The organism is Streptomyces sp. NPDC052023 (genome assembly GCF_044548465.1).
Lineage (GTDB): Bacteria > Actinomycetota > Actinomycetes > Streptomycetales > Streptomycetaceae > Streptomyces.
Genome location: NZ_JBIUBW010000002.1, coordinates 186285 through 200676, shown reverse-complemented (window position 1 = coordinate 200676; position 14392 = coordinate 186285). Strand labels below are relative to the sequence as shown.

Sequence of the window (14392 nt, the reverse complement as noted above, 5' to 3'; positions counted from 1 at the left end):
TGGGCGGCACCTGCACCAAGGAGGCCTGCTTCAACCGGCGCTTGTCCCGAGCGGGACCGCCAGCAGTGCGGGCTCGCGACCGGCACCGGCCCCCGACCGGCCCCTGCACCAAGCTGGACCGGTACCGACCGGCACCGTCACCGGGACCGGCACGGGGACCCCCACCGGCACGGGCACCCCCACCGGCACGGGGACCCCCACCGGCACGGCCCCCCGGCACAGCACACCGTCAACCCACCGGCGCCCAGCTGTACCGCCTCCGGCCGAACCCCTACTGCGCCGAACCGGCGCCAGGCCGAGCCGATGACGATGCGGATGCCGACGTTGACGCCTCCAGCAACCGCTCCAGCACCACCGCGATCCCGTCCTCCTCGTTGGACGCGGTCACCTCGTCGGCCACTGCCCGCAGTTCCTCGTGCGCGTTGGCCATGGCAACGCCCCGCGCCGCCCAGGCGAACATCGGTATGTCGTTGGGCATGTCCCCGAAGGCGATGGTGTCCGCGGCCTTCATACCGAGACGCCGCGCCGCCAGCGACAGCCCCGTCGCCTTGGAGAGGCCGAGGGGGAGGAGTTCGACGATGCCCTGGCCGGCCATGGTGACGGTGACGAAGCCGCCCGCCGCCCGCTGGGCGACGTCCGCGAGCTCGTCGTCCGTGAGGGTCGGATGCTGGATGTAGATCTTGCCCAGCGGCGCCGACCAGAGGTCCGCCGCCTCCGTGAAGGGCGTCGCCGGCAGCCCGCCCTGAAGCGCGTAGCCCGGTCCGACGAGCACCTCGCCGTCCAGGCCGTCCCGGCTCGCCGCCAGATACAGCGGCCCTGCCTCCGCCTCGATCTTGGCCAGAGCCACGCCCGCCAGCTGCCGGTCCAGGGTCACCGACGTCAGCAGACGGTGCTCACCGGCGTCGTACACCTGTGCGCCCTGGCCGCAGACGGCGAGGCCGGTGTAACCGAGATCGTCGAGGATGTGCCGGGTCCACGGGACCGCGCGCCCGGTGACGACGATGTGCGCGGCGCCCGCCGCGGTGGCCGCGGTGAGCGCGTCCCGGGTGCGTCGCGAGACCGACTCGTCGGAGCGCAGGAGCGTGCCGTCGAGGTCGGTGGCGATCAGCTGGTACGGGAATCCGGCGGCGGGAGCCGTGTCGCTCACTTGGCCACCGGTTCCAGGACCTCCCGGCCGCCCAGGTACGGACGCAGCACCTCGGGCACGCGCACGGAGCCGTCGGCCTGCTGGTGGTTCTCCAGGATCGCCACGATCGTCCGGGGCACGGCGCACAGTGTGCCGTTGAGCGTCGCCAGCGGCCGCACCTTCTTGTCCTCGCGCATACGGATCGACAGACGGCGCGACTGGAACTCGGTGCAGTCCGAGGTCGAGGTGAGCTCGCGGTACTTGCCCTGCGTCGGGATCCACGCCTCGCAGTCGAACTTGCGCGAGGCCGAGGCGCCCAGGTCACCGGAGGCGACATCGATCACGCGGAACGGCAGCTCCAGCGACGTCAGCCACTGCTTCTCCCACTCCAGCAGGCGCTGGTGCTCGGCCTGCGAGTCCTCGGGAGCGACGTACGAGAACATCTCGACCTTGTCGAACTGGTGCACACGGAAGATGCCCCGGGTGTCCTTGCCGTGCGAGCCGGCCTCGCGGCGGAAGCACGGCGAGAAGCCCGCGTAGCGCAGCGGGAGCTTGCCGGAGTCGAGGATCTCGTCCATGTGGTACGCGGCGAGCGGGACCTCGGAGGTGCCGACGAGGTAGAGGTCGTCGTCCGCGAGGTGGTAGACGTCCTGGGCGGCCTGGCCGAGGAAGCCGGTGCCGGCCATCGACTGCGGGCGCACCAGCGCCGGGGTGAGCATCGGCGTGAAGCCGGCCGCGGTGGCCTGCGCCATCGCGGCGTTCACCAGGGCCAGCTCCAGCAGCGCACCCACACCGGTGAGGAAGTAGAAGCGCGAGCCGGAGACCTTCGCGCCGCGCTCGACGTCGATCGCGCCCAGAATCTGACCGAGCTCCAGGTGGTCCCGGGGCTCGAAGCCCTCGGCGCCGAAGTCGCGGATCGTGCCGTGCGTCTCCAGGGTGACGAAGTCTTCCTCGCCGCCCACGGGGACGTCCGGGTGGACGAGGTTGCCGAGCTTCTGGAGCAGCTCCTGGGCCTCCGCCGCGGCCGCGTCCTGCTCCGCGTCGGCCGCCTTGACGTCGGCGGCGAGCTGGCTCGCCCGCTTCAGCAGCTCGGCCTTCTCGTCGCCGGAGGCCTTGCCGATGAGCTTGCCGAGGCCCTTCTGCTCGTTGCGCAGCTCGTCGAAGCGGACGCCGGACGACCTGCGCCGCTCGTCGGCAGACAGGAGAGCGTCGACGAGCGCGACGTCCTCTCCACGGGCACGCTGGGAGGCGCGCACACGGTCGGGGTCCTCACGAAGCAGGCGAAGGTCAATCACGCGCTCAAGGCTACCGGTGCGGGGTCAGCGCCCACGACTCACTATTCCGTGCCGTGGATTACGTGCCGTTATGCCGTAATTGCCCTTGGTTGTACTCTCTCGTCAATAAAGATCTTGACGATCCCTTGATCGGAGCAGCCCGCGGGTGGCCGGTTGACCGGATTTCCTTGGGGAGAACGGGACTTGGGATCTGGGTTGTCCACAGGGATCCACGCCCTCCGAAAAGTTATCCACAGGGTGTGCGGGAGATCTGTGGATTCGGAATTGATCAATCCGAAGGATCCTGATGGATCTTTGGATTCCCGTGGCATACGTCCCTTACGTGCACTTTCGAGTGGAAATACGTCGCTCCAAAGGGTTGACCCGAGGAAAAGAGTGGACGAAGGGTGACCTGCTTACCGGTGGACGCCGGGAGGTCCTGGAGGGCGATTTGTCGACAGGGTCCTATCTCGCTGTCGACTTGTCCCCAGGTCGAGATGCGGACCTGTGGATAACTCCTGTGGATAACGCAAATATGCAGGTAGGAAGAACGGTACCGGCTAGAACCGGCCGTCCTGGCACCGGGCCACCCAGTCCGCCGCCGCCGTGAACTCGTCGTCCGACGTGCCGGGAAGCGGACGCCGGACATCCCCGGGCTTCACGTCCGCGCGGGGGTAGGAGCCGAGGAAACGCACCTGGAGGCAGATCCGTTTGAGTCCCATCAGGGCCTCGGCGACGCGGCGGTCGGAGATATGGCCCTCGGCGTCGATGCAGAAGCAGTAGTTGCCGATGCCGGCGCCGGTGGGCCGGGACTGGAGCAGCATCAGGTTGATGCCCCGGGTGGCGAACTCGCCCAGCAGGTCGCGCAGGCCGCCGGGGTGGTCGTCGCGCTGCCAGATCACGACCGAGGTCTTGTCCGCACCGGTCGGCGCGGCGGGCCGGGCGTGACGGCCGACGAGTACGAACCTGGTCTGCGCGTTCTCCGCGTCGTGGATCCCGGTCTCCAGGGCCGTCAGGCCGTACCGGGCGGCCGCGAACTCACCCGCGAAGGCGGCGTCGTACTGCCCCTCCTGGACGAGGCGGGCGGCATCCGCGTTCGAGGCGGCCGACTCCCAGGTGGCGTCCGGGAGGTTCTTGCGCAGCCAGTTGCGCACCTGCGGCTGGGCCGCCGGGTGCGCGGAGACCGTCTTGATGTCCGACAGCGAGGTGCCCGGCCTCACCAGCAGCGCGAAGGTGATCGAGAGCAGCACCTCGCGGTAGATCATCAGCGGCTCGCCCGCGACCAGTTCGTCGAGGGTCGTGGTGATGCCGCCCTCGACGGAGTTCTCGATCGGGACGAACGCGGCCTCGGCCTCACCGACGCGCACCGCGTCCAGAGCGGACTGCACGGACACGTACGGCATCAGTTCGCGGGTCGCCGCCTCCGGCAGCGTGCGAAGAGCGACTTCGGTGAAGGTGCCCTCGGGACCGAGATACGCATAGCTCGCTGGCATGCCCTCACCCTAATGGGCCTCCCCGCACCCGGCTCGCGTGTCTCACGAGAGCCCCTCCCGTGAGTGAACACGCCCCCCGGGAGGAGTATCCGCACACGGACCGACCGGCACCCCGAACGCCCCAAGGGCACCGTTCACCCCTCCAGCAACGCTTGCCCCACGTACTGGCCCTCCGCCGCCCCGCCCGGCACGGCGAACAGCCCACTGGCCTCGTGCCGGATGAACCGCGACAGCGCGTCCCCCCGGTCCAGCTTGCGCTGCACGGTCACGAAGCCGCGCAAGGGATCCGCCTGCCAGCAGATGAACAGCAGACCGGCGTCCGGGGCCCCGTCCCCGTCGAAGCCGTCGTGGTACGAGAACGGACGGCGCAGCATCGCCGCACCCCCGTTCTGGTCGGGCCGGCTGATCCGCGCGTGCGCGTTGATCGGGACGACCGGATTGCCCTCGGCGTCCGTCTTCTCCAGGTCCATCGCGGCCGTCTCGGTCCCGCCGGACAGCGGCGCCCCGTCGGACTTGCGCCGCCCGATGACGTCCTCCTGCTCCTTGAGCGAGAGCCGCTCCCAGTCGTCGAGGAGCATGCGGATACGGCGCACGACGACATAGGAGCCGGCCGCCATCCAGGCCGGTTCGGACGCACCGGACTCCGGCACGAAGATCCGCCGGTCGAAGTCGGGCTCCGCCGGCTTGGGATTGCGTGTCCCGTCGACCTGCCCCATGAGATTGCGGGCCGTCATGGGACGGGCCGTGGCCCCCGGCGACCGGTTGAAGCCGTTCATCTGCCACCGGACCCGTGCCGCGCCGCCCGCGTCCTTCTGGATCGCGCGCAGGGCGTGGAACGCGACCAGGGCGTCGTTCGCGCCGATCTGGACCCACAGGTCCCCGTCGCTGCGTGCCCGGTCGAGCTGGTCGGAGGAGAAGGAGGGCAGCGGGTCGAGGGCGGCCGGGCGCTGCTTCTCCAGACCTGTGCGGCCGAAGAAGCTGTGCCCGAACCCGAAGGTGATCGTCAGCGACGAGGGTCCGGCGTCCCGCGCCACACTCGTGTCGCCGTCCTTCGCGGGCTCGCCCGCCATCAACCGGCGGGCCGTCTCCGACCAGCGGCGCAGCAGTGCGGCGGCCTCCTTGCGGCCCGCGCCGGCGGCGAGGTCGAAGGCGAGGACATGGCCTCGCGCCTGCATCGGCGTGGTGATCCCGGGCTGATGTTTCCCGTGAAACATCACCTGATCGGCGCCCACTGAGGTGAGCGGCGTGGCCTGCGCGGGCGCTGCCGCGTAGCCGGCGGCGCCGCCCGCGGCACCGAGGACCAGCCCGGTGGCGCCGGTGGTACCGAGCAGCGTCCGCCGCGAGATGCCCTTCCCAGAGGACGCGTCCGCCGGAGCGGCCCCCTGGGGAGGCGTCCCGGCAGAGCGCGTCCGCGGGACGGACCGGTCGTCGGCCGTCTGGTCGGCCATCTGCTCAGCCATGATGATGTTCAGCCGATCTGCGCGTTCTTGGAGACGGTCACCTGGTCGATGTCGGAGGTCCGCACGGTCACGGCGATCTCCCATTCGCCCGCCATGGGGATCTGCACCCCGCTCGCCGACCAGTGCCCGGTGGTGATGTGGTCGGGGACGACGGGCAGCGGCCCGACGTTCTTGGACTTCAGGGTGAAGGCGACCTTCACCTCGGGGATGTCGAAGGCCCGCCCGTTGGGGCGCTGGACGTACACGTGCATCTCGTTGGCGCCGACCCGCGCGGGGTCGATGTCGATGCGCACGACGCCCTTGCCGTCCGTGCCGCCCGCGTCGAAGGGAATGTCCAGGGTGACCACCCCGGTGGCCGAGGAAGCGGCGGACGAGGAGGACGCGGCGGCCGCCTCGGCCTGCTCCACCGTGCGCCCCGGCTCGGTGGCCGTCAGCGCCGTCGTCACCGCGAGCAGGACGACAGCGACGCCGGCCTCGGCCAGCACGGAACGGCGCAGCCCGTAACGGCTGGGATCGGCGTCCCGCTCCCGCTTCTGCCGGGCGGTGTCGACGGCGGCGCGCTGCCGCGCCAGCTGGGCGGCCCGCTTGGAGTCCCCGCCCTGCTTGAAGTCCTCGACCCGCTTGGAGCCTCCAGACCCTGCCCCTGCCCCCGACCCCGACCGCGCGGCGGCCTTGGCACTCTCCCGCTCCCGCCGCTTCGCCGCCGCTCCCGCGGTCACGGTGTCCGCCAGCTGCCCGGTCCACCGCCGCGAGATCCACGCCACGCCCACCAGCAGCACCACCAGCGCCACCTTGACCAGCAGCAACTGCCCGTACCGCGTCCCGGTGAGCGCCGACCAGGAGCCGACCTGCCGCCACGACTGGTAGAGGCCGGTCACGACCAGCGCGATCACGCTGCCGAAGGCGACCTGGGAGAAACGCCGTACCGCGGCGGATTCCAGCGGGTCCTTGGCCGGCGCCCGGTACAGCGCCACCAGCAGCGCGCTCAGCCCACCGAGCCACGCCGCCACCGCCAGCAGATGGATGACGTCGACCGGCATCGCGATGCCGGGCTGGATGCCGGTGGACGCGTGCTCGGCCATCGCCCAGGACGCGGCGATCCCCGCGGCCACGACACCCCCGCCGAGCGCCAGCCCGAACGTCAGATCCCGCTTCTCGTCCTCGTCCCGCTTCTCGTACGCCCCGAAGAGCACGGCGATGAACAGCGCCGCCGCGGCGAGCAGCAGCAGTCGTGAGACGAGCGCCGCACCCGTCTTGGTCTGCAGCACCTGGCCGAGCAGATCGAGGTCGAAGACGTCGCCGAGCGAGCCGGACCGCGTGTACGAGCCGCGTAGCAGCAGCAGCCCCATGGTCGCCGCCGTGAGCGCCACCCACCCCGAGACGACGAGGCGCTGTACGGCTCGCACCCCCGCGCCGCGCGGCCAGCAGGCCAGCACGAAGGCCGCCCCTCCGGCCAGCACGACGAACCCGGCGTACGACACGTACCGCCCGACCCCGTACAGCCAGCCGACGGCCCCGCCCCCGGACGTCCGGTCCGCCACCGACACGGAGGTCGACGAGGGCGCGCCGATGGAGAAGGTGTAGGCGCCGGCGACGGGATGGCTGTCGGCGGACACCACCTGGTAGGCCACCGTGTAGGTGCCGTCGGGCAGGCCCGAGTGCAGTTTCACGGCGTACGTCGTCCCGCTGACGTTGCTCGCCTCGCCGGTGTCGGCCCGCCCGCCCTTGGGGTCGAGCACCTGGAGCGAGTCGTCGGAGAGCGACACCGCCTCGGAGAAGGTGAGCGAGACCTGTGCCGGAGCCTTGTCGACCACCGCCCCCTGCTGGGGATCGCTGCCGGTCAGCGCGGCATGCGCGGAGGCGGTCCCGGCGCCGCCGAGGAGCAGCCCGGCCGCGGCCAGCATCAGCAGCACCAGACTCCGGACGCGGGGAGCGGTGGTCGATGTCAAGGTGGTCCCTCCCTCAGTGCCCGGAATCCGGGGTGTACGTGGCGGACTTCACCGGCATCCTCACCGTGACCGTGCCGGAATCGGCGAAGCGCAGTTCGACGGAGACCGTCTCGCCCTGCTTCGGCCTGCGCGTGAGGTTCTCGAACATCAGGTGGTTCCCGCCGCTCTCCAGCACGAGTTCACCGTGCGCGGGCACCGGCAGTTCCCTGACCTCCCGCATCGCGGAGTCGACCGTCTCGTGCACGGTCACCTCGCCGATGTCGCTGGTCACGGACGTCAACTCGTCGTCCGTACCACCCTTGTTGGCAATGGTCAGAAAGCCGGCCGCCATCGAGTCCGAGAGGGGCTGCGGCATGTAGGCGGCGCTGACGGAGACGTCGGCCCCGGAGTCCGAGCCACAGCCCGTGAGTACCAGCGCACCCGTCAGCAGGGCCGCCGTCACCGTCGTGCGCCTCACGGCTTCTCCCCTTCGGCCAGCTTGGGGAGGTCCTTGATGTAGTCGTCGACGGTGGCGTCCTCGCCGTACAGGACGTAGCCCGCGTCGGTCCTCGGGGAGAAGGCCACGACCTGGGTGCCGTGCGTGGAGACGATCTTGCCCTTCTCCTTGTGCGGCGGCTCGATGGAGATGCCGAGCGTGCGGGCGGCGGCCTGGATGGTCGCGAAGTCGCCGGACAGGCCGACGGCTTGCGGATCGATGCCCTTGAGCCACTTGCCGAGCGCGGCAGGGGTGTCCCGGTCGGGGTCGGTGGTGACGAACACGATCCGCAACTCGTCCTGCTGCGCCTTGGGCAGCTTGGTCTTGGCGACGGCGATGTTGTTCATCGTCAGCGGGCACACGTCGGGGCAGTTGGTGTAGCCGAAGTAGATCAGTGTCGGCTTGCCCGCCGTCTCCTTGCGGAGGTCGTACTTCTGGCCCTGCGTGTCCGTCAGTACCAGATCCGGCTTCTCGAACGGCTGGTCGAGGACGGTGGCCGCCTTGGCGTCGCCGCCCTCCTCGGAGACCACGGAGACGGGCGAACCGCCGTCGTCCGCTCCGCCCCCGCAGGCGGACAGGGTCAGGGTGGCGGCGGCGATCAGCGCGGCCGCCGCGAACGTCTTCTTACGCATAGAAAAATGTCCCAGAGGTGAGATCTCCGGCATCCGCCAGGTGGCGTACGGCAAGCGTGTCACCCGTGGGTGGACCCGTGTGCCGTACGCCTTCCGGCGCACACCGTCGGAGCGGGAGGCTTCAGGCGGCGGTGCCGCGCCGGCGCCCGGCCAGCACGCCGTACGCCACACCGGCCGCGCCGACGACGATGCCGACGACGCCCAGGACACGGGCGGTGGTGTCGGTGCTGTCGGCCGGCTCCGCGGCCTCGGAGGTGGTCTTGGCGGCGGCCGAGGCGTCGGCGGCGGGCTCCTCGGAGTCCTTCTCGGGCCCGGCGGAGCCGTGGTGGTCGTCCGTCGCGGCGGACAGCTCCAGCACCGGCGCCGGGTTCTCCGGCTCCTCCTGGCCTTCCTGGGGCACCTCGATCCAGCGCACGACCTCGTCGTTGGAGTAGGTCTGGATCGCCTTGAAGACCATCTCGTCGGCGTCCTCGGGCAGCGCGCCCACGGAGACCGGGAACTTCTGGAAGTAGCCCGGCTCGACGCCCTTGCCGGTGGCGGTCCAGGTGACCTTGCTGACCGCCTCGGTGATCTGGTGGCCGTGCGACTCGATCGGCTTGTCCAGCTTGGACTCGGTGACCTGGACCTTCCAGCCCGGCACCGGCTCCGGCATCACCGAGGCGAGCGGGTGCTCGGTCGGGAAGCTGACCTCCAGCTTGGTGGTCGAGGCGTTGTCGCGCTCGTTGGGGACCTTGAAGTTCACGACCGCGTAACCGCCCTTGGCGGCCTCGCCCTCCGGCTGCACGCTGACGTGCGCGAAGGCGGGGGCGGACAGGACGACGACGGCCGAGGCGGCGACGGCACCGGCGGCGGCGAGACGGTAAGCCTTCATGGGGATGAGCACTCCACTTCGAGTGAGGGTTCCGTTGGTGAGGAGGGGTACGCGCGCGGGGAGGTGCCCGTTGCGGGCATCGCCGATCAGCGGGCCTGCCGGGGGGCGTTCGCCGGCAGGCGGGTACACGCGCGTGCCGCGCGACGGCGGCGGACCACGGAAGGAAGTGGCGGCGCGTCGCGTCAGGCGGCGAGAACGAGCACGGCGGCGGGCGGTCCGCGCCGGATCACGGTGTGCTGGAGTGCGGTGGTACGAGGCTCAGGGACGCCGCGTGCGGGAGCGCGCCCAAGGCGGCGCGCACGGGCGTCGGGCACCGTCGGGAGCCCGGTACGCAGGGCGCGCGCCAGCGCGAACGCCGCGCGCAGGGAACGTACGAGCGCCCCCTCCGCGATCGAATGCGCTGAGAGCGCCGAGAGTTCGGTGATCCGCAGCAGAGCGAGGTCACCGCGACGCAGCAGCCAGCCCGCGACGACCGCCGCGAGGACATGGCCGAGCAGCATCGGCAGGGACGGCAGGTGTGCGGCCGAGGAGCCGACGGCCGTGGACATGGCGTCGGCGGGGTGGTGCATGGCGTGCGCACCCGAATCGCCGCCCTGAGGGACCCGGGCCTCCACGAGGATCCGCTGGGCCTGCGCCGGGCTGATCGCCGCCGCGGTGCTCCCGCACACCAGCCGCGCGGCCCGCGCGACCAGCGCTGCGTCGGTCTGCGCCGCCTCGGAGGCCGCGGCCGCGGCGTGCTGACCCAGCCCGAACACGGTGTGCAGCACGGCCTGCCCGACCGCCAGCAGCGCGGCGATCCCCGCCAGCGAGCGCTCCCGCCCGGCGAGCGGCGCCGCGACCAGGAGCACGCCCAGGAACCCCGCGCCCAGCGTCCACAGCGGAACGGCGGCGCAGGAGGCGATGGCGTGCCCGGCCCCGGACAGCACGACGCAGACCGCGGCGAAGACCGCGGCCCGCGGGATCCGGAGCCCGGCTCCGGGGTGCGCTGTGCGCGGGTGGGGGGCAGACATGGCGGCCTCATCATCGCACTGCTCTTATGACGGCCATACGGCAGGTCCGCAAGATTCCGTACGATCCGGAAGGTCCGCCTCTGTGCCGTCCTGTCCGGTGCGGCTGCTCCCGCCGGTCACCCATCCGGAACACTCATGCCCCACATACACCGTTCGCCACCCTCGGCGCATCCCCCGTATGGGCGGCATCACGTTGATTCCGCGCTTACATACGCGTACGGGCGGTAATACGTAACGGTATGTCGAGCCGCGGCCAGGAGGCTGGAGCATGAGCATCTGGTGGTCACTCCATCTGCGGCGCGACGCCGCGAGCGTGCCGCTCGCCCGGCGCCTGCTGCTCGGCACGATGGAGACGGCGGGTGTCGACCCCGACGTCTCCTACGACCTTTCCGTCGCCCTCACCGAGGCCTGCGCCAACGCCGTGGAACACGGCGGGGACACCGCGCACGGCGTCTCCACCGGGGCGTACCGGGTCACCGCCTACCTCGACGGCGAGAAGTGCCGTATCGAGGTCACCGACTCCGGGCCGGGGTTCGCCCGCCCCCATCCCCGGCCACTGCCCGCCCGCCCCGACGCCGAACACGGCCGCGGCCTGTGCCTCATCGAGGAACTCGCCGACCACGTCCACATCGGCAACAACCCGGACCGGGACGGGGCCGTGGTGAGCTTCGACAAGATCCTCAAGTGGAGAGAGGACGCTCCGCTGATGGCGGTGTAGCGCCCCGAACCCGGCCCCTGGAGCGCGACGACGGCCGGGCGCCCGGCCGTCGGTCCGCTCCGGCTCAGCCCTTCAGCGAGGCCATCCACTCCTCGACCTCGTCCGACCGGCGGGGCAGCCCGGCCGACAGATTGCGGTTGCCGTCCTCGGTCACCAGGATGTCGTCCTCGATCCGGACGCCGATGCCCCGGTACTCCTCCGGGACGGTCAGGTCGTCGGCCTGGAAGTACAGCCCCGGCTCCACGGTCAGGCACATCCCGGGCTCCAGCACGCCCTCCACATACGTCTCGGTCCGCGCCGCGGCGCAGTCGTGCACGTCCATCCCGAGCATGTGGCCGGTGCCGTGCAGCGTCCACCGTCGCTGCAACCCCAGCTCCAGCACCCGCTCGACCGGGCCCGCGACGAGCCCCCACTCGACCAGCTTCTCGGCGAGCACGCGCTGAGCGGCGTCGTGGAAGTCCCGGTACTTCGCGCCCGGCTTCACCGCCGCGATCCCGGCCTCCTGGGCCTCGTAGACCGCGTCGTAGATCTTCCGCTGGATCTCGCTGAACCGCCCGTTGACCGGCAGCGTCCGCGTCACGTCCGCGGTGTAGTACGTGTGCGTCTCGACGCCCGCGTCCAGCAGCAGCAGATCGCCGGAGCGCACCGGCCCGTCGTTGCGCACCCAGTGCAGTGTGCAGGCGTGCGGCCCGGCGGCGCAGATGGAGCCGTAGCCGACGTCGTTGCCCTCGACGCGCGCGCGGAGGAAGAAGGTGCCCTCGATGTAGCGCTCGCTGGTCGCCTCCGCCTTGTCGAGGACCTTCACGACGTCCTCGAAGCCGCGCACGGTGGAGTCGACGGCCTTCTGCAGCTCGCCGATCTCGAACTCGTCCTTGACCAGCCGGGCCTCGGAGAGGAAGACCCGCAGCTCCTCGTCGCGCTCGGCGGTGACCTTGTCGGTGAGCGCGGCCTCGATGCCGGCGTCATGGCCCCGCACGACCCGCACCGGGCCGGTGGCCTCGCGCAGCGCGCCGGCGAGCTCGCGGACGTCGGAGGCGGGGATGCCGTGCAGCTGCTCGGCCTCGGCGAGCGAGTGCCGGCGGCCCACCCACAGCTCGCCCTGACCGTCCAGCCAGAACTCGCCGTTCTCCCGGTCGGAGCGGGGCAGCAGATAGATCGTGGCCTCGTGGCCGTCGCCCTTGGGCTCCAGGACCAGGACGCCGTCCTCGGTCTGGTTGCCGGTGAGGTAGGCGTACTCGACCGACGCGCGGAAGGGATACTCCGTGTCGTTTGAGCGGGTCTTCAGCTTGCCCGCGGGGATCACCAGGCGCTCGCCCGGGAAGCGGGCGGAGAGCGCGGCGCGGCGGGCGGCGGTCTCGGCGGCCTGCGGGATCGGCTGCAGGTCGTGCAGCTCCGTGTCGGCCCAGCCGGACTTCATGTTCTCGGCCAACTCGTCGGACACGCCCGGGTACAGTCCGTTCTTGCGCTGCTTGACGGGCTCTTCCTCAGAAGCCTCCACCGGGGTCTCCGGGAGCTCTTCGGCCACGGTCATCCTCCTAGATACGGCACTCGACCTCCTCCATCGTACGGTCGCACGAAAGGAGGCCCAGGGCCGTAGGACCCGTGACCGGCGCCGCCGGGCCGCCGCGGCCGCCCGGCGGCGTCACTCGAACCGCGCCGCCAGCAGCACCACGTCCTCCGCGCTGTCCGCCGAGTCCAGTCCGTCGGGGAGCATCGTGCGCAGGACGTGGTCGGTGAGGGCGTCCGGGTCCCGCCGTTTGGCGCGCGGCACACCGGCCGCCGCCGCGTGCAGCCGTGCGAAGGCCCGGTCCATGGGGTCGCCCGTGCGCTGGAGCAGCCCGTCGGTGTACAGCAGAACCGTCTCTCCGGGCTCCGCCTGCACCTCCACGCTGGGCGCCTCCCAGCAGGCGAGCATCCCGAGCGGCGCCGAGACAGACGTCTCCACGAACTCCGTGCGCCGCTCCCCGATCAGCAACGGCGGGCAGTGCCCGGCACCGGCGAGCGTGACCTTGTGCAGGGCGGGCTCGGCGTAGCCGAACAGGGCGGTGGCCGACCGGGCGGGCTCGGTGAGCCGGAGCAGCAGCTCCAGGTCGGACAGGACGGCCACCGGGTCCTCGCCCTCCATCACGGCGTACGCGCGCAAGGACGCCCGCAGCCGCCCCATCGCGGCGATCGCGCTGGGCCCCGCCCCGGTGACCGACCCGACGGCGAGCCCGAGCGCGGCGTCCGGCAGCGGCAGCGCGTCGTACCAGTCGCCGCCGCCGCGCGGACCGGTGCGGTGCCGGGCGGCGAGCTGGACGCCGGAGACGCGGGGGAGCCGGGACGGGAGCAACTCCTCGGAGATGGTCGCCATGCACGCGCGCGTGCGCTCGACCTCCAGCAGCCGGGCGAGGTGTTCGCCGGCGTAACGGGTGTACAGGCCCGCCAGATGGCGCTGTCGCTCCACCGGCTCGGCGGGTTCGTCGTAGAGCCACACGGCGGCACCGAGGCGGGCCGCGGCGTCCGTGGCCAAGGGGAGCGCGTAGCTCGCGGCGTAGCCGAGACGGCGGGCCACCTCGCGGTGCCGGGGGTCGAGGCCGTCCTCGGCGAGCAGATCGGGCCGGACGATTTCCCGGACGCCGCCCGGCGGCCCCAACGGGGCGTCCAGCAGATCGCCGTACGGCATCGCACCGCGCGGCACGGTCTCGATGTGTCCGAGATCCGCCTGGGCCAGGCCCAGACCGATGGTGCTGCCCGGTCCGAGGCCGTCGGCCGGTTCCAGTACGACGAGACCGCGCCGCGCGCCGACCAGGGCCGCTCCGGCACGCAGCAGCTCCTGGAGCGCGTCGGCCAGGGTGTCCGTACGGGCCAGGCGTTCGGTCAGTTCGTGCAGCGTGGTGAGGTCGGAGACCCAGCCGGCGAGCCGGTCCTGGAGGAGGACGCCGGGGCCGGTGGTGACGACGGCGGCGGCCGGTGAGGAGGGCGCGACAGTGTGTGCGGGGCTCGGAACCGCTGAATCGATTCCAGCCACTTTCGGAGGGTGCGGGGCGTTCATGGTGTCCGGCTTTCCGACCGGCGCGTTTTGCTCAGAAGCATCGCAAACCCCCATGTCATTTTGCGCCGCTAGCGGTGTCTCCACATGTACACGCACTCGTGAGGGGATGTCCAGCATTGTCCTGCTGGGATTCCTGGTGTCCATGGGCTTGTTGTGGTTCGGGGACGGATCTCCCGGGATCTCTTGCGGAAAGCGGAAGTTGGCTGAAAACTGCTTCAGGTAATGCCCTATTGCGGTCGACTGGGCTTGCTCGACGGAGCGTCACAGCGGTCGTGATGGGTACGTACTCGGTGAAGGCCAGGGGTGGTTGGGGAGCACCCGGAACCTGGTGACGGACCCGGGCGTCTTAA

12 protein-coding genes are annotated in these 14392 nt (G+C 71.4%); 1 reads left to right on the top strand and 11 read right to left on the bottom strand.

Annotation, left to right across the window (positions count from 1 at the left end; translation table 11 throughout):
* Positions 1-271 precede the first annotated feature (271 nt).
* From ACIHCM_RS05035 to ACIHCM_RS04995, 9 genes are all read right to left on the bottom strand, one after another.
* Positions 272-1147, bottom strand: a complete 876-nt coding sequence (locus tag ACIHCM_RS05035; protein WP_399889235.1) for an HAD family hydrolase — start codon at positions 1145-1147, stop codon at positions 272-274.
* A complete protein-coding gene (serS, locus tag ACIHCM_RS05030) occupies positions 1144-2421 on the bottom strand; it encodes a serine--tRNA ligase (RefSeq protein ID WP_399889232.1) in 1278 nt (425 codons plus the stop codon). The genes ACIHCM_RS05035 and serS overlap by 4 nt, the downstream gene beginning before the upstream one ends.
* A gap of 539 nt (positions 2422-2960) precedes the next feature.
* Complete coding sequence (pheA, locus tag ACIHCM_RS05025; RefSeq protein ID WP_399889229.1) at positions 2961-3893, bottom strand: prephenate dehydratase; 933 nt, start codon at positions 3891-3893, stop codon at positions 2961-2963.
* 134 nt (positions 3894-4027) lie between these two features.
* Positions 4028-5353 (bottom strand): iron uptake transporter deferrochelatase/peroxidase subunit, encoded by a 1326-nt coding sequence (gene efeB / locus ACIHCM_RS05020; protein WP_399889226.1) that lies wholly within the window; start codon positions 5351-5353, stop codon positions 4028-4030.
* Between the two features lie 8 nt (positions 5354-5361).
* The gene (locus ACIHCM_RS05015; RefSeq protein ID WP_399889223.1) at positions 5362-7302 is read right to left on the bottom strand and encodes a copper resistance CopC/CopD family protein; all 1941 of its coding nucleotides are present in this window, start codon (positions 7300-7302) and stop codon (positions 5362-5364) included.
* Positions 7303-7315: 13 nt separating this feature from the next.
* Positions 7316-7759: a copper chaperone PCu(A)C gene (locus ACIHCM_RS05010; RefSeq protein ID WP_399889220.1), complete on the bottom strand. Its 444-nt coding sequence runs from the start codon at positions 7757-7759 to the stop codon at positions 7316-7318.
* Positions 7756-8409 (bottom strand): SCO family protein, encoded by a 654-nt coding sequence (locus ACIHCM_RS05005; protein ID WP_399889217.1) that lies wholly within the window; start codon positions 8407-8409, stop codon positions 7756-7758. Before ACIHCM_RS05005 ends, ACIHCM_RS05010 begins: the two co-directional genes overlap by 4 nt.
* Positions 8410-8530: 121 nt before the next feature.
* Positions 8531-9280: a YcnI family protein gene (locus ACIHCM_RS05000; protein WP_399889214.1), complete on the bottom strand. Its 750-nt coding sequence runs from the start codon at positions 9278-9280 to the stop codon at positions 8531-8533.
* Positions 9281-9462: 182 nt separating this feature from the next.
* Positions 9463-10290 (bottom strand): hypothetical protein, encoded by an 828-nt coding sequence (locus tag ACIHCM_RS04995; RefSeq protein ID WP_399889211.1) that lies wholly within the window; start codon positions 10288-10290, stop codon positions 9463-9465.
* Positions 10291-10558: 268 nt separating this feature from the next.
* On the opposite strand from ACIHCM_RS04995, the gene ACIHCM_RS04990 reads away from it, so the two are divergent.
* A complete protein-coding gene (locus tag ACIHCM_RS04990; protein ID WP_399889208.1) occupies positions 10559-11008 on the top strand; it encodes an ATP-binding protein in 450 nt (149 codons plus the stop codon).
* A 64-nt stretch (positions 11009-11072) separates the two neighbouring features.
* Here ACIHCM_RS04990 and ACIHCM_RS04985 read toward each other — a convergent pair whose 3' ends face one another.
* Both ACIHCM_RS04985 and ACIHCM_RS04980 read right to left on the bottom strand, forming a co-directional pair.
* Entirely contained in the window at positions 11073-12539 is a 1467-nt protein-coding gene (locus ACIHCM_RS04985; RefSeq protein WP_399889205.1) for an aminopeptidase P family protein, read from the bottom strand.
* Between the two features lie 111 nt (positions 12540-12650).
* The gene (locus ACIHCM_RS04980) at positions 12651-14159 is read right to left on the bottom strand and encodes a PP2C family protein-serine/threonine phosphatase (RefSeq protein WP_399890539.1); all 1509 of its coding nucleotides are present in this window, start codon (positions 14157-14159) and stop codon (positions 12651-12653) included.
* Positions 14160-14392 lie beyond the last annotated feature (233 nt).

Excerpts from the sequence above, each read along its gene's own strand:
- pheA (WP_399889229.1), bottom strand. The coding sequence starts at position 3,893 with ATGCCAGCGAGCTATGCGTATCTCGGTCCCGAGGGCACCTTCACCGAA.
- efeB (WP_399889226.1), bottom strand. The coding sequence starts at position 5,353 with ATGGCTGAGCAGATGGCCGACCAGACGGCCGACGACCGGTCCGTCCCG.
- ACIHCM_RS05005 (WP_399889217.1), bottom strand. The coding sequence starts at position 8,409 with ATGCGTAAGAAGACGTTCGCGGCGGCCGCGCTGATCGCCGCCGCCACC.
- ACIHCM_RS05000 (WP_399889214.1), bottom strand. The coding sequence starts at position 9,280 with ATGAAGGCTTACCGTCTCGCCGCCGCCGGTGCCGTCGCCGCCTCGGCC.
- ACIHCM_RS04995 (WP_399889211.1), bottom strand. The coding sequence starts at position 10,290 with ATGTCTGCCCCCCACCCGCGCACAGCGCACCCCGGAGCCGGGCTCCGG.
- ACIHCM_RS04990 (WP_399889208.1), top strand. The coding sequence starts at position 10,559 with ATGAGCATCTGGTGGTCACTCCATCTGCGGCGCGACGCCGCGAGCGTG.
- ACIHCM_RS04985 (WP_399889205.1), bottom strand. The coding sequence starts at position 12,539 with ATGACCGTGGCCGAAGAGCTCCCGGAGACCCCGGTGGAGGCTTCTGAG.
- ACIHCM_RS04980 (WP_399890539.1), bottom strand. The coding sequence starts at position 14,159 with ATGCTGGACATCCCCTCACGAGTGCGTGTACATGTGGAGACACCGCTA.